Source organism: Pseudomonas sp. SR18 (genome assembly GCF_023701505.1).
GTDB classification, from domain to species: domain Bacteria; phylum Pseudomonadota; class Gammaproteobacteria; order Pseudomonadales; family Pseudomonadaceae; genus Aquipseudomonas; species Aquipseudomonas cyclaminis.
The window spans coordinates 50,815-65,739 of record NZ_JAMQAU010000014.1 but is presented as its reverse complement, the minus strand read 5'-3'; the positions used below and the strand labels follow the sequence as shown (position 1 = coordinate 65,739).

The window sequence follows — 14,925 nt, the reverse complement described above, 5'->3', positions numbered from 1 at the left end:
CGGTGGGTCAGTCGATATATTTACTAACTGACACTCCGCTATCGGGGGCAAGCCCCCTCCCACATCGACGGTGTGCATATTGCGCAATTATGAGCTTCCAAGGGTATGACCATGTCCCAAGACCGTCGCTACAGCTTCGAGTTCTTCCCGACCAAGACCGATGCTGGGCATGAAAAACTGATGGCGACTGCCAAGCAGTTGGCCAGCTACAACCCTGACTTCTTCTCCTGCACCTACGGCGCCGGCGGTTCGACACGTGATCGCACGATCAACACCGTGTTGCAGCTCGAAAGCGAAGTCAAAGTTCCCGCCGCTCCGCACTTGTCGTGCGTGGGCGACAGCAAGGACGACCTGCGCGGCCTGCTGACCCAATACAAGGCTGCCGGCATCCAGCGCATTGTCGCCCTGCGTGGCGACCTGCCCTCCGGCATGGGCATGGCCAGCGGTGAGCTGCGCTACGCCAATGACCTGGTGAGCTTCATCCGCGAAGAAAGCGGCGATCACTTCCATATCGAAGTGGCGGCTTACCCGGAGATGCATCCTCAAGCGCGCAATTTCGAAGACGATCTGCAAAACTTCGTGCGCAAGGCCAACGCTGGCGCCAATAGCGCGATCACCCAGTACTTCTTCAACGCCGACAGCTACTTCTACTTCGTCGAACGTGTACGGGCGATGGGTGTGAACATCCCAATCGTGCCGGGCATCATGCCGATCACCAACTACAGCAAGCTGGCGCGTTTCTCCGACGCTTGCGGTGCCGAGATTCCACGCTGGGTACGCAAGCAACTGGAAGCCTACGGCGACGACGTCAAGAGCATCCAGGCGTTCGGTGAGCAGGTCATCAGCGAAATGTGTGAGCGTTTGTTACAAGGTGGCGCACCAGGGTTGCACTTCTATACCCTGAACCAGGCTGAGCCGAGCCTTGCTATCTGGAACAACCTTAAACTGCCACGCTAGGCCAGTTTAATAGCAGTACCCGGCCCTCGTTATCACGGGGGCTTTTTTTGCCTGTATATCCCCGGAAAGGAAACCAGCAGTAAATGAATACAGCGTCCCCGACTCCCCGCCCGCAGCTGATTTACCTGGTATTCGGCGCCGAGACCTACCATCAGGAAGCCGTATTCAGTATCGCCAGTGCCCTTTCTCACCTGGGCGGCCCCCAGGACATGCCGTTGGATATCCAGGTCTTCAGCGACAATCCGGCGCCCTACCGTGGCCTGCCGGTGCAGGTCCATGTACTGGACGACGCGACGCGCAAGCGCTGGAGCGAGCCCCACGGCTACCACTTCCGCACCAAACATGTGCTGTTGCGCCAGGTGCTGCAAACGGCTGAACTGGCGCTGCTGATCGACACCGACACGTTTTTCCACGATTCGCCCATGGCGCTGTTCGAACGCGTCGCACCTGGCGCCGTGCTGTGCAATGCCTTCCACGCCAAGTACGGCGATAACCACGAAAGCGTGCTGTATGAAGCCCTGGCCAAACACTTGGCCGACAAAGGCCTGGCCGACGACGAAATGTGGCTGCTCAACTCCGGCGTCATGGGCCTGACCCGGCAAGACGCGCACATTCTGGATCGCTCGATCGAGCTGATGGACGAACTGTTCCCCATGGCCCGCGGCGCCTATACCCTGGAAGAGTTCTGCCTGTCGGTGGCCGCGTACCGCACACTCGACGTCCGCCAGTGCCCCGACCTCATCCATCACTACTGGAGCCGCAAGCAGTTGTTCCGGGCCAAGGTCAAGGCGTGGGTGACCAAGCACGCCGCCGACCCGCTCTGCGCCCAGGCCCTGGCCGATACACGCAAGGTCTCCGCGCACCTGCCCCGTCCGCCACGCCTGCAACGCTTGATGTACAAGCTGATCACCCTGGCGCTGCCCAAGCGCAAGCAGCAGTTCATCCGCGAGATTCTCTACGGCTGCTACGAGCACGAAAATGAATTCGACCAAGCCTGTGGCCCGGTTTGGTGGGACAAGGCGCTGCAGAACCAGGAAGAACGCCAGAAATCCCCCGTCGACGCGCACCAACTCGAACATTGGTTCGCCAACCCTGTGGTGCGGCTGATTCTCGGCGAGCGACGTGCAGCCATCTACGAACACCTGATGACCTCGCCCACAAAATAGCAGCGCCCGCAGAAGCTTGCGCCAGAGCTTCTCTTTAGCTCACGGGCGTCGTAACCTCAGGGTATGCCCGTCATTCTGAAGCTGTTGACCGCTGCATTTTTTACTTGCCTGAGCCTGGCCGCTTACGGCGAGAAATTACGTATTGTCACCGAGCCGTGGGCGCCTTATGTCTATGAGGAACACGGCGCCATGCACGGGCTGGACTACGAAACCACGGTGATCGTATTCCAGCGCCTGGGGGTCGAGGTGCAATGGCAGTTCCTGCCCTGGAAGCGCTGCCTGGCCATGCTTGATCAAGGTCATGCTGACGGTGCGCTGGATATTTTCCACAGTCACGACCGCGACGCGCTGTTGCTGTACCCCAGCGAACCCCTGTCGCAGGTGGAGTTCGTAATGTTCTACGCCAACGAACGTCCGCATCCGATCCAAAGCCTTGACGAGCTGCGCGGCCTCACGGTCGGCACGTCGCCAGGCTACCTGTACGGTTCGCCCTTTATCGACTCCACCGAATTCAACCGCGAGCCGGCCCCCAGCCATGAAGCCAACTTCGGCAAATTGCTGCTGGGGCGCATCGACCTGTTGATCACCGACCGCCGGGTGGGCCAGCACGTGATCAAGGCACTGGGCCTGGAAAACAAAGTCAGCCAGGCCCCCGTGGTGGTCAGCCGCCAGCAACAATACCTCGCCGTACGCCGTGGCGCGGGCATGGACCTGTTGGTGCAACGTTTTGCCGCCGAGCTCAAACGCTTCAAACAGGAGCCGGCCTACACGCAATTGAGCGTCAAATATGGTGGAATCCAAGCGTTTACAGCGTTCGGACACGCCGTTGAGCAGCAGGAAAGCGGCGCGCCGTGATTGCTCTGTTATACTCCGGCCTTCCCGCCAGGCTTACGCCCGGCCGCTGAGGTCTTGAAAAAGGCACCCAACCCCGCTACTGCGCAGCTTTGAAGCCCGCGCGAGCCGGTGGAGTGCCCGCCAGACGCAGCAGGACCGGACGGGATTGCGCTCCCCTAAGCGCCATTCACGCCCGGCAAGATTATCCCTTTGGGCCAAGCCCTAACTAAAACAGGATTACTCATGTCCTTTGCTTCCCTCGGTCTCTCCGAGGCTTTAGTCCGCGCCATCGAGGCAGCGGGCTATACCGAGCCTACTCCGGTGCAACAGCGGGCCATTCCCGCCGTGTTGCAAGGTCGCGACCTGATGGTTGCGGCTCAGACAGGTACTGGTAAAACCGGCGGCTTCGCCCTCCCGATTCTGGAGCGGTTGTTTCCCAATGGTCACCCGGACAAATCCCAGCGTCACGGCCCGCGCCAGCCGCGCGTACTGGTCCTGACCCCTACCCGCGAACTCGCCGCCCAGGTGCACGACAGCTTCAAGCTGTATGCCCGCGACTTGAAGTTCGTCAGCGCCTGCATCTTCGGCGGCGTCGGCATGAACCCACAAGTTCAGGCCATGTCCCGTGGTGTTGACGTGCTGGTGGCATGCCCTGGTCGCTTGCTCGACCTGTGCGGCCAAGGCAGCGTCGACTTGTCCCACGTGGAAATCCTCGTGCTGGACGAAGCCGACCGCATGCTCGACATGGGTTTTGTCCATGACGTGAAAAAAGTCCTCGCCCGCCTGCCGGCCAAACGTCAGAACCTGCTGTTCTCGGCAACGTTCTCCCAGGACATCACCGCCCTGGCCGGCAAGCTGCTGCACAACCCGGAACGCATCGAAGTCACGCCACCGAACACCACGGTCGAGCGTATCGAGCAACGCGTGTTCCGCCTGGCCGCCAGCCACAAGCGCTCGCTGCTGGCCCACCTGATCACCCACGGCGCGTGGGAACAGGTGCTGGTGTTCACCCGTACCAAGCACGGTGCCAACCGTCTGGCTGAATACCTGGACAAGCACGGCCTCACCGCCGTCGCCATCCACGGTAACAAGAGCCAGAACGCGCGCACCAAGGCTCTGGCTGACTTCAAGGCCGGCAGCGTACGTATCCTGGTAGCAACCGATATCGCCGCACGCGGCCTGGATATCGACCAGTTGCCACACGTGGTCAACTTCGAGCTGCCAAACGTCGACGAAGACTATGTACACCGTATCGGCCGTACTGGCCGTGCCGGTCGTTCGGGCGAGGCCATTTCCCTGGTCGCACCGGACGAAGAGAAACTGCTGAAAAGCATCGAGCGCATGACCAAGCAGAAAATCGCCGACGGCGACCTGATGGGCTTCGATGCCAGCGCCGTAGAGGCCGAGAAGCCTGAAGTGCGCGAACGTCCGGACGTGCGTAACCCACGCAACCCACGCGGTCCGAAGGGCGATGGCCCGAACGGCGGCGGTGGCGGCGGTGGTCGTCGTGACAAAGGCAAAGACAAAGGCGGCAAGGAAAAAGCGCCCGCCAACGGCCGTGGCGAACGCCCTGCCCGCGAGCAGAAACCCCGTGAAGGGACCCCGGCCCGCGAACAGCGTCAGCCAAGCCAGCCGCCCCGCGCTACCGCCGACCGTGCCCCGGACGAGTTCCTCGACGACGACGTGGATAACTTCGGTAACCGCGTTGACTACGTACCCCAGGCCAAACCGGCCCAAGGCCGTGGTCGTCGTCCAGGTGCGCCAGCACAGGGCGCAGGCACGGGCGCACCCCGTGGCGGCCAGCCACAGGGCGCTCGCCAAAACGGTCCGCGCAACAGCAGCGGCGGCACCACCGGCACTCCACCTGCCAAGCGCAGCGGCCCGCGTAGCGGTGCACCGCGTGATGGCCAGGCCCGTCGTGAAGACTCGCGCAGCAACAACCGCCGACCGGCCCGTGACGACCAACCTCGTTCGTCCGAGCCAGCCGTGCAAAACCCGCGCGGTGGCCCGGCGCCGAAGATCATCCACAAGGAGTCGAAAGCTGACCGCTTCCCGACACCTGAGCAGTTGGATCAACTGCCAGGCCGCCCTCGTGGTGAAAAACCAGCGCTGCTGACCCGCAACCGCTGAGTTTTAAAGCACCATAAAAAATGCCCCGCCTCTTTCGAGACGGGGCATTTTTTTGGACTCAGCAAAAATGAATGAGCCCTGCTGTGGGCAGAAATTACTTCTGCTTGACGCCTTCCAGCGAGATGTCCAGGTCAACAGTCTGCGACGACGGGCCTGGGCCTTTGATGCCGAAGTCATTCAGGTTCAGCGTGGTCTTGGCGTTGAAGCCAGCACGCTCGCCACCCCATGGATCCTTGCCTTCACCGTTGAAGGTAGCCTTGAAGGTCACAGGCTTGGTCACGCCGTGGAAGGTCAGGTCGCCGGTCACGTCAGCGGTTTTGTCGCCGGTGGATTTAACAGCGGTAGACACGAACTTGGCGTCAGCAAACTTGGCAACGTCCAGGAAGTCCTTGCTGGCGATGTGCTTGTCACGTTCAGCGTGGTTGGACCACAGGCTGGCGGTTTTCACGTCGACGGCGATTTTGCTGGCTTCAGGCTTGGCGGCATCCCAGCTGAACGAGCCATCCCAGTCCTTGAAGGTACCGTGGATGAAGCTGTAGCCCAGGTGGCTGATTTTCCAGTCGATGAAGGCGTGCTGGCCTTCCTTGTCGATTTTGTAGTCAGCGGCCATCACCTGACCGGCAGACAGCAGAGCAGTACCGAGTGCCAGAGCAGCGAGTGTCTTTTTCAACATGCTTTATATTCCTTGTGAGTCGAGGTTGAACATCAGGCTTTGCGCCCCAGCATTCGCGTGAGGGTCGCATCACGATCGATAAAGTGGTGTTTCAACGCAGCCACGCCATGTAGGCCAGCGAAGACCACGAGCACCCAGGCCAGGTACAGATGCACCAGGCCTGCGTTGTCTGCCTGGTCCGGTAGACCGGAAACCACGGCAGGAATTTCAAACAAGCCAAACACCGGGATACCGACACCGTCTGCGGTGGAAATCAGGTAACCGGCAATCATCACGGCAAACAGGCCGAAATAGAGGAACCCGTGGCCAAACGCAGCACCGAGGCGGGTCAGGCGGCTGTAGCTGGCCAACGGTGGCGGTGGCGGGCTGAGCAGGCGCCAGACGATACGCACCAGCATGATGGCGAACAGCGTGATGCCGATGCTCTTGTGCAGGTCCGGCGCATCTTTGCGCCAGGCGCTGTAGTAGTCGAGCCCGACCATCCACAAGCCCAGGGCGAACAGACCGAATACAACCAGGGCCACGCCCCAGTGCAAAATCATACTGACCCAGCCGTAACGGGCTGGAGAGTTACGTAGCTGCATGTACTTAATCCCGTAAGAGCCGCGCCCAAGATTAGCGTTTTACCTATCGAATTAAAGCGGAAAATTTCGCTTTGAAATATCGAGAAATACGATCTGGAGCGTATGCACAATAAGTTAACCAAGGATTAAGGACTATTCCTAAGAAACGTGACAGTCCGTCCTGCGTTTACTCCGAATTCCCGACAATGGCTTGTGACCCAGGCCACCATTGCATAGGCTTGCGCGATTGTTTCGCCTGCGCCGCTCGCAGGACCGCTTCGAGGAGATCACCGATGGGCTTGAACAACCAGTGGATGCAACGCGACCTCGCCGTGCTGTGGCATCCCTGCACCCAGATGAAAGACCACCAGCAACTGCCGCTCATCCCGATCAAGCGCGGTGAAGGCGTCTGGCTGGAAGACTTCGAAGGCAAGCGCTACCTCGACGCCGTCAGTTCCTGGTGGGTCAACGTGTTCGGCCACGCCAACCCGCGCATCAACAAGCGCATCAAGGATCAGGTCGATCAGTTGGAACACGTGATCCTTGCCGGTTTCAGCCATCAGCCGGTGATTGAGCTTTCCGAGCGCCTGGTGGCGATGACGCCCGAAGGCCTGACCCGCTGCTTCTACGCTGACAACGGTTCGTCGTGCATTGAAGTTGCCCTGAAGATGAGCTTCCACTACTGGCTCAACCGCGGCCTGCCGGACAAAAAGCGCTTTGTCACCCTGACCAACAGCTATCACGGCGAAACCATCGCAGCGATGTCGGTGGGCGACGTGCCGTTGTTTACCGAGACCTACAAGGCGCTGCTGCTCGACACCCTCAAGGTGCCAAGCCCGGACTGCTACCTGCGGCCCGAAGGCATGAGCTGGGAAGAGCACTCGCGCAACATGTTCCTGGCCATGGAACAGACCCTGGCAGAAAACCACGCCACCGTCGCCGCCGTGATCGTCGAGCCGCTGATCCAGGGCGCAGGCGGCATGCGCATGTACCACCCGGTGTACCTCAAGCTGCTGCGCGAAGCCTGCGACCGCTATGGTGTGCACCTGATCCACGATGAAATCGCCGTAGGCTTCGGCCGTACCGGCACGATGTTCGCCTGTGAGCAGGCCGGCATCCGCCCGGACTTCCTGTGCCTGTCCAAGGCCCTGACGGGTGGCTACCTGCCGCTGGCGGCCGTGGTCACCACGGACGACGTCTACGACGCGTTCTACGATGACTACCCAACCCTGCGCGCCTTCCTGCATTCCCACAGCTACACCGGCAACCCGCTGGCGTGCGCGGCGGCCCTGGCAACCCTGGATATTTTCGAAGAAGACAACGTCATCGAAAACAACAAGGCCCTGGCCCAGCGCATGGCTACCGCCACTGCCCACCTGGTCGATCACCCCCATGTGTCGGAAGTGCGCCAGACCGGCATGGTATTGGCCATCGAAATGGTCCAGGACAAGGCCACCAAGACCGCCTACCCGTGGCAGGAACGCCGTGGCTTGAAGGTGTTCGAACACGCCCTGGAACGTGGCGCGCTGCTGCGGCCATTGGGTAGCGTGGTGTATTTCCTGCCGCCGTATGTGATTACGCCGGAGCAGATCGACTTCCTCGCCACCGTCGCCAGCGAAGGCATCGATATCGCGACCAACAGCAAGGTCAGCGTCGCCGTGCCAACAGACTTCCACCCAGGCTTTCGCGACCCGGGCTGATGGCTCCTACCTCAATTCTTCAGAGAACAGACATGAGACTGTCCCGCTTTTTCACCGACACCCCGCTGAGCCTCGGTGACCATGAACTGCCCGAAGCCCAGGCGCACTACATCAGCCGCGTGCTGCGCATGGTCGACGGCGACGCCGTGCAATTGTTCGACGGCTCCGGCCAGGAGTTTCGCGGCACCTTGCTGGAGGTCGGGAAAAAACGTGTCACCGTAAACCTCACCGAAAGCTTCAACGGCCAGGCTGAATCGCCGCTGCACATCCACCTCGGCCAGGGCCTGTCCCGAGGCGAACGCATGGATTGGGCGATCCAGAAAGCCACTGAATTGGGGGTCAACCAAATCACGCCGATTTTCAGCGACCGCTGCGAAGTGCGCCTCAAGGACGAACGCGCCGACAAGCGCCTGCTGCACTGGCGCCAAGTGGCGATCAGTGCGTGTGAGCAATGCGGACGCTCCACGGTGCCGCTGATTCACCCACCGCTGTTGCTGGCGGACTGGCTGAAACAGGCCGAAGCTGACCTCAAGCTGGTGCTGCACCCGGTGGCCGAGCCGATGATCAGCCATGCCAAGCCGTCGAGCCTGGCCTTCCTGATCGGGCCGGAAGGCGGCTTGACCGACCATGAAGTCGACACTGCCCAAAGTGCCGGCTTCCATGCAGCGCGCCTGGGTCCGCGGGTGTTGCGCACCGAGACCGCGCCCGTCGTCGCATTGGCCGTCGCCCAACAACTCTGGGGCGACTTCTAACCGCCTTTGCCAACCCAGTCAAAAATGTGGGAGGGAGATTGCCCCCTCCCACATTTGGATTGGATTACCCCGTCTTACTCGACAGGGTCGCTGACCGGTTTGGCAATGATCGCCTTCAACTCACTGGTCATCGGGAACTCCAGGTTCAGGCCCTTGGGCGGAATCGGTTGTTCAAACCAGCGCTGGTAGATCCCGTTGATCTCGCCGCTGCGGTACAACTCACCCAAGGTGTCGTTGACCACCGCGAGAAACTGCGGATCGTCCTTGCGCACCATGCAGCTGTAGATCTCCCGCGACTGCTCCTCGCCCACCACGACCCAATTGTGCGGGTCCCTGGCTTTGGCGCGCTCGCCATAGAGCAGCGCGTCGTCCATGTAGAACGCCACTGCGCGGCCAGTCTCCAGCATCTTGAACGCCTCGCCGTGATCCTTGGCGCTGATCACGAACATATTGGTTTTGCGCTCGGCGTTGTAGCTTTTGAGAAAACGTTCGTTGGTGGTGCCGGCGGTGGTCACCACGTTCTTGCCCGCAAGATCGCTGAAGCCTTTGATGCCACTGTCTTTGGCCGTCAGCAACTGGCCTTTCACGTAGATAAACCCATAGGAAAACGCCACCTGCTTCTGCCGCTCGGCGGTCACGCCAGTGGAGCCGCATTCCAGGTCGACGGTGCCGTTCTGCACCAGCGGAATTCGGGTCTGGGACGTCACCAGGTTGTACTTCACCTTGAGGTCCGCCAACCCGGTTTTCTGCTGGACGCGCTCGACAATCCTGCTCGCCAGGTCCACCGAATAGCCCATGGGCTTGCCGCTGTGATCCCCCACATAGGAAAACGGCACCGACGCATCGCGATAGCCCAGGGTGATGGACTTGGCGTTGGCGATCTTGCTCAACGTGCCGTTCAGCGCCGGTTCATTGGCCTGAACCTGAGCCCCGAACAACAGCCCCAATGTACAGCCGGTCAACAGGATTTTTTTCATTGTTATGCTCCGTTGGTTATTTACGTACAGCAATGACGCTGATTTCCACCAGCACGCTCGGCCGTGCCAGCTCCGCCTGCAAGGTGGTGCGAGTGGGCGCCATCCCCGGCGACAGCCACGCCGACCACTCCTCGTTCATCGGTGCAAAGCCGGTGCCGATGTCTTTCAGGTAAATGGTTGCATTGAGCAGGTGATCCTTGTCACTGCCCGCATGGGCCAGCAGCCCGTCGATCTTGGCCAGCACTTCGCGGGTTTGTGTCGCTACATCCTGACCGTCACCCGGCACCTGGCCGGATAGGAACACCAAGTCCTTATAGGTCACGGCACCCGAAAGACGCTCGTTGCTGCTGATTCGGTTGATGGTCATGTGTGCATCCTCAAGCGGCGCGGGGCGCCAGGCCCTGCATATCAATGGACGGTGTGCGCTGGCCGATCAGTTCGGCCAACAGGTGGCCGCTGCCGCACGCCAGGGTGAAGCCCAGCGCGCCATGGCCCAGGTTCAGCCACAGGTTGCGATAGACGCTGGCGCCGATCAGCGGCACACCGGTAGGCGTGGCGGGGCGCATGCCGGCCCATTCCACCCCATGGTCGTAGTCACCCGCTGTAGGAAATGTCTCGACAGCCTGACGTTTCATCAGCGCCAGTCGTTTGGGCTCAAGGCCGGCATCGAAGCCGACGATATCCACCATCGCCGCGACCCGCAGTTGTTCGCCGATGCGTGCGTAGACGATCTTGCGGTCGTAGTCGGTGATGCTCACATTCGGCGCCTGATGCTGCGGGCCAATCGGCACGCTCAGGCTGTAGCCCTTGAGCGGATACAAAGGCAGCGACAACCCCGGCAACCCCAGTTCCGCGCTGCGATGCCCGGCAGCCAGCACCAGTTGCTCGACCGGCATCACGTCATCGCCCAACTCGATGGCCGTGACTGCACCGTCGGCGTGACGAACCCCAGTCACCTTGCGCCCCAGCATAAAGGTACAGCGCCCCGAAGCTTCAAGCCGCTGCGCCAGCCGTTGGCAAAAGGCATAACAGTCCGCCACTTCCTCATTCGGCGTGTAGATACCGCCGACAAAACCCTGCGCCGCGTGGGCCAGTGCAGGTTCCAGGCGGACGCAATCCAGCGTGGAAAGAACCTGTTGCTGCAAGACATCGGTGACCTTATTGCGCGCTCGCTCAAACGTGTCGGCAGTGCGAAACGTCACCAGCTTGCCGTTGCGCCGCCAATCGAAGTCGCCCAGGCGGTCGTCGACACGCCATTGTTGCAGGGTGCTCTGGCTCAGGGAGGCCAGACGCAGCAGGTGGGCCGCGTTACGCGTGTTCACCGAGCCACGGCAGGCGCCAATGAACGCGGCCATCCAGCGCCACTGTTGCGGGTCCAGGCGCGGGCGCAGCTTCAACGGCGAATCACCGCGCAACAGCCAGCCAATCGCTTGCAGCGGCACACCGGCGTCGGCCAACGGCGCCACATAGCGGTAGGACAACTGCCCGCCGTTGGCGTAACTGGTCTCGCTGCCCAGGCTGTCGCGGGCGTCGATCACTGTCACCTCATGGCCTGCGCGTACCAACGCGTAGGCGCTGGCCAAACCGATCACCCCACCGCCAATGATGCACACCATCGCTGCCACCCGCTTAAATCAGAGGCTTCAAGCGTAGGCGCAGGTGACAGGCCACCGACAATGAATAAAGATGGGCCACCTATAAACAAAGGTTATGGACTTGCCATGCGCTTGCGTCATATCGAGATCTTCCAGGCGATCCGCCAGACCGGCTCCGTCAGCGCCGCCGCGCAACTGCTGCACGTGTCGCAACCCGCAGTGACCAAAGTGTTGCAGCACGCCGAATTGCAGCTGGGTTTCCCCTTGTTCCTGCGCGTGCGCGGCAAGTTGCAACCCACACCGGAAGCCCTGGCGCTGGAAAGCGAAGTCGAGAAAGTCACCGCGAGCCTGCAAGGGGTGCGGCGCCTGGCCAAGAGCTTGCGCCGTGCGCCGGGACAAAGCGTGCGCATCGGTGCCATCCCCGCGCTGGCGCTATCGCTGCTGCCACCGGCGATTCTGGAATGGAAGCGCGACTACCCGGACATGGCCTGTGAACTGTCCAGCGACCATAGCCGCGAACTGGTGCAAAAGCTGTTGATGCGCGAGATTGACCTGGCGCTGACGCTCAACTTCTCAGGCCATCCGGGGTTGACCACCCAAGTGCTGGCCAACGGCGTGCTGGTGGCGTTGGCGTCCAAAGGCTATTGGCCGGATGCGGAACTGCATCAGCCGTTACCATTGGCCGACCTGGCCGGCGCGCCGCTGATTGGGTTATCCAGCGCCGACCCGCTGGCCGCCAAACTCGACAGCTACCTGGAGAGTGTCGAACCGGCGCCACGGGTGACGATCTCGGTGCAAACCTATTCATTGGCGCGCGCGATGGTCGAGTCCGGCGCGGGGTTGACCGTGATCGACCCCTTCACCGCACTGGGCGCCTCGACGGCCACTACCTGCATCCGCCCTCTCACGCCGCCGCTGCCGATCACCCTGTACGCCCTGACCCGCGCCAATGAGCCACCACCGCATATGTTGGCCAAGCTGTTGGAGATCTTCGGCAGCCGCGCCTGTGAGTTGCTGGAACGCCTATAGCACGTAGCGCATGATCGCCACGAAATGCAGCAGGCTGCCGCCGATCACAAACAGATGCCAGATCCCATGGGAGTGCCGCAGGCGGTCCTCCAGGGCAAAAAAGATAATGCCGACGGTGTACAACACCCCGCCCGACGCCAGCCAGGTAAACCCAGCGGTGCCCAATGCGGCGATCAGCGGCTTGACCGCCACCAGGACAATCCAGCCCATCACTGCGTAGATGACGATCGACAAAACGCGCGCCTCGGAGCGCGGCTTGATCTCCTGCAAAATGCCAATCACCGCCAGCCCCCACACGATGCCGAACAGCGTCCAGCCCCACGGGCCGCGCAGTGTCACCAGGCAGAACGGCGTGTAACTGCCGGCGATCAACAGGTAGATCGAAAAGTGATCGACCTTCTGCATGATCTCTTTTCGCCGCCCGCGCACGCTGTGGTACACGGTCGACGCGCTGTACAGCACCATCAGCGTAAAACCATAAATCGCCACGCTGACGATCTTCCAGGGGCTGCCATCGAGGCTTGCCACCACCAACATCCACACGGCGCCAATACACGCCGCGACTGCACCGAGCAAATGGCTCCAGGCGTTGAATCGTTCCCCGTGATACATGTGTTACCGACCTCCTGTAACCATTAACGGCTGGCGGCAAGCCTCCCGCCTTGGGCTTAAGAGTGCAAGTGCCGCATGACGTTCCAGCGACGCCGCGCAGTTTTGCGGGCACAATCGGGAACATTCGAACAAGAGCCTGCGGCCATGCTGATCGACGAAGAATTCACCCTCAAAAAGCTCGAAATCTTCCTGGCGTTCATGCGTACCGGCAACCTGGCCCGCGCCGCGGCCGAGTTGCAAACCAGCAACGTCAGCGTGCACCGCGCCATCCACTCCCTGGAAAACGCCCTGCGCTGCCCGCTGTTCAAACACGAAGGGCGCAACCTCACACCGCTGGAAAGTGCCTACGTGCTCGAAGAACGCGCACAGAAACTGGTGGCCGATGTGGTCGACAGCGTGCGCCTGACCCGCGAAGCCGCGGGTTTTTCCGCCGAGCGTTTCAAGCTGGGCTCGCTGTATTCGCTGACGGTCAAAACCGTGCCGCAGCTGATCATGGGCCTGAAGATCCGCCGCAGCGAGCTCAACATCGACCTGATCCTGGGCTCCAACTTCGACCTGCTCTACAAGCTCAAGAACATGGAAGTGGACGCGATCCTGATCTCACTCGACGAACACGCCAACGACCCCGATTGCGAGCAGATTGCGCTGTTCTCCGACGACATCTTCCTCGCCACACCGGCCGATTCACCCTTCGACCGTGAACGCGAAATCGACCTGGCCGACGTGCGCGACGCTACTTTCATCACCCTCACCCAAGGCTTCGCCACTCACCAGGATGGCAACCGGGTGTTCAAGCAAGCGGGGTTCGAGCCGAAAGTGGCGATGCAGGTCAATGACATCTTCACGCTGTTGAGCATGGTCAGTTCGGGGGTGGGTTATGCGCTGCTGCCGGGGCGAATTGCGGCGGTGTATGAGAACCGCGTGAAGCTGATACCGCTGCAACCCAGGTATCGGTTGCAGCAGCAGATTGGCGTGGTGTTCTTGAAGGCCAAGGAACGTGACCCGAATTTACTGGCGCTGTTGGCGGAGTGTCGGATGTATGCCAATCGGCAGGCCTGAGACCGCTATCGGGGGCAAGTCCCCTCCCACACTTGAATGTATCCGCAATTAAAAATGTGGGAGGGGGCTTGCCCCCGATAGCGCCACACCAGACAGCACAAATCCCGAAATCAGCCCACCAACCCCCGCATCAGCAAAAACAGCAACGACGGCCCCAGCAGACACCCCAGCGCCGTATAGAACGCTGCGGTCAAACAGCCGTAAGGCACCAGCTTCGGATCAGTCGCCGCCAACCCGCCCGCCACGCCGCTGGACGTGCCCATCAACCCACCAAAAATCACCGCACTGCGCGGATTGTTCAAACCGATCAGCGGTGCCACGAACGGCGTCATCACCATCACCAGAATGGCCTTGATCAACCCCGCAGCAATCGACAACGCCATCACCTCGGAGCTGGCACCAATCGCCGCGCCAGTCACCGGGCCGACGATGTAGGTCACGGCGCCCGCGCCAATGGTGGTGAGGCTCACCGCATCGGTGTAACCGAACGCCATGGCCACGCCGACGCCGGCGACAAACGACGAGCCCACCCCGACAAACAGCGCAAGCACACCCACGTATCCAGCGCGCTTGAGCTCATCGACACTCACACCAAACGCCGTGGCGACAATCGCGAAATCGCGCAGCATCGCCCCACCCAACAGGCCGATGCCCGACAACAACGGAATATCCACCACACCCTTGGCGCCACCCGTGAAGGCACCACCGACGTACGACAGCACCAGCCCGAGCAGGATGGCGATGGCTGAGCCGTGCAGGCGGCCTTTGGTAAAGGTGTCGGAGATCCAGTAGGACACCCACATGGTCAGGCCGATCACCGCGAAACCGCTGATCAGGCCGTAGCCGGTGATCACTTTCATCAAGGATTCGTACATGGC

General features: G+C 61.2%; 15 protein-coding genes. 8 read left to right on the top strand and 7 right to left on the bottom strand.

The genetic code is table 11. The features are described from left to right. The first annotated feature begins 111 nt into the window (after positions 1-111). From metF to rhlE2, 4 genes are all read left to right on the top strand, one after another. On the top strand, positions 112-957 hold the full coding sequence (gene metF, locus NDJ82_RS19970) for a methylenetetrahydrofolate reductase [NAD(P)H] (RefSeq protein WP_099586237.1): 846 nt from the start codon (positions 112-114) through the stop codon (positions 955-957). 83 nt (positions 958-1,040) lie between these two features. Further along, positions 1,041-2,123, top strand: a complete 1,083-nt coding sequence (locus NDJ82_RS19965; protein WP_250926148.1) for a hypothetical protein — start codon at positions 1,041-1,043, stop codon at positions 2,121-2,123. Positions 2,124-2,186: 63 nt separating this feature from the next. After that, positions 2,187-2,978 carry a substrate-binding periplasmic protein gene (locus tag NDJ82_RS19960; protein ID WP_099585805.1) on the top strand — a complete coding sequence of 264 codons (792 nt, stop codon included), beginning with the start codon at positions 2,187-2,189 and terminating at the stop codon, positions 2,976-2,978. Between the two features lie 222 nt (positions 2,979-3,200). Further along, positions 3,201-5,087 carry an RNA helicase RhlE2 gene (gene rhlE2, locus NDJ82_RS19955; protein ID WP_099585806.1) on the top strand — a complete coding sequence of 629 codons (1,887 nt, stop codon included), beginning with the start codon at positions 3,201-3,203 and terminating at the stop codon, positions 5,085-5,087. A 94-nt stretch (positions 5,088-5,181) separates the two neighbouring features. Here rhlE2 and NDJ82_RS19950 read toward each other — a convergent pair whose 3' ends face one another. Both NDJ82_RS19950 and NDJ82_RS19945 read right to left on the bottom strand, forming a co-directional pair. Continuing rightward, positions 5,182-5,760, bottom strand: coding sequence for a YceI family protein (locus NDJ82_RS19950; RefSeq protein ID WP_099585807.1), 579 nt, complete (start codon positions 5,758-5,760; stop codon positions 5,182-5,184). A 32-nt stretch (positions 5,761-5,792) separates the two neighbouring features. Continuing rightward, positions 5,793-6,344 (bottom strand): cytochrome b, encoded by a 552-nt coding sequence (locus NDJ82_RS19945; RefSeq protein ID WP_112192650.1) that lies wholly within the window; start codon positions 6,342-6,344, stop codon positions 5,793-5,795. A gap of 272 nt (positions 6,345-6,616) precedes the next feature. On the opposite strand from NDJ82_RS19945, the gene NDJ82_RS19940 reads away from it, so the two are divergent. Then, positions 6,617-8,023 (top strand): adenosylmethionine--8-amino-7-oxononanoate transaminase, encoded by a 1,407-nt coding sequence (locus NDJ82_RS19940; RefSeq protein WP_250926147.1) that lies wholly within the window; start codon positions 6,617-6,619, stop codon positions 8,021-8,023. 32 nt (positions 8,024-8,055) lie between these two features. Further along, positions 8,056-8,775: a 16S rRNA (uracil(1498)-N(3))-methyltransferase gene (locus NDJ82_RS19935; RefSeq protein ID WP_112192652.1), complete on the top strand. Its 720-nt coding sequence runs from the start codon at positions 8,056-8,058 to the stop codon at positions 8,773-8,775. Between the two features lie 74 nt (positions 8,776-8,849). Here NDJ82_RS19935 and NDJ82_RS19930 read toward each other — a convergent pair whose 3' ends face one another. Genes NDJ82_RS19930 through NDJ82_RS19920 form a run of 3 tightly spaced genes read right to left on the bottom strand, consistent with a single transcriptional unit; the run spans position 8,850 to position 11,377 of the window. Continuing rightward, positions 8,850-9,752 (bottom strand): transporter substrate-binding domain-containing protein, encoded by a 903-nt coding sequence (locus NDJ82_RS19930; RefSeq protein WP_250926146.1) that lies wholly within the window; start codon positions 9,750-9,752, stop codon positions 8,850-8,852. 16 nt (positions 9,753-9,768) lie between these two features. Next, positions 9,769-10,119: a RidA family protein gene (locus NDJ82_RS19925; RefSeq protein ID WP_158879142.1), complete on the bottom strand. Its 351-nt coding sequence runs from the start codon at positions 10,117-10,119 to the stop codon at positions 9,769-9,771. Between the two features lie 10 nt (positions 10,120-10,129). Next, positions 10,130-11,377: a D-amino acid dehydrogenase gene (locus NDJ82_RS19920; RefSeq protein ID WP_250926145.1), complete on the bottom strand. Its 1,248-nt coding sequence runs from the start codon at positions 11,375-11,377 to the stop codon at positions 10,130-10,132. A 96-nt stretch (positions 11,378-11,473) separates the two neighbouring features. Here NDJ82_RS19920 and NDJ82_RS19915 point away from each other — a divergent pair, with 96 nt between their 5' ends. Further along, a complete protein-coding gene (locus tag NDJ82_RS19915; protein WP_191946781.1) occupies positions 11,474-12,376 on the top strand; it encodes a LysR family transcriptional regulator in 903 nt (300 codons plus the stop codon). On the opposite strand, the gene trhA is transcribed toward NDJ82_RS19915, so the two are convergent. Then, entirely contained in the window at positions 12,371-12,988 is a 618-nt protein-coding gene (gene trhA / locus NDJ82_RS19910) for a PAQR family membrane homeostasis protein TrhA (protein WP_099585815.1), read from the bottom strand. The two genes, NDJ82_RS19915 and trhA, sit on opposite strands and share 6 nt — an antisense overlap. A gap of 144 nt (positions 12,989-13,132) precedes the next feature. On the opposite strand from trhA, the gene NDJ82_RS19905 reads away from it, so the two are divergent. Continuing rightward, entirely contained in the window at positions 13,133-14,047 is a 915-nt protein-coding gene (locus NDJ82_RS19905) for a LysR family transcriptional regulator (RefSeq protein ID WP_099585816.1), read from the top strand. A gap of 110 nt (positions 14,048-14,157) precedes the next feature. Here the strand turns inward: NDJ82_RS19905 and madM are convergent, their stop codons facing one another. Then, positions 14,158-14,922: a malonate transporter subunit MadM gene (gene madM, locus NDJ82_RS19900; RefSeq protein ID WP_099585817.1), complete on the bottom strand. Its 765-nt coding sequence runs from the start codon at positions 14,920-14,922 to the stop codon at positions 14,158-14,160. Between the last annotated feature and the right edge of the window lie 3 nt (positions 14,923-14,925).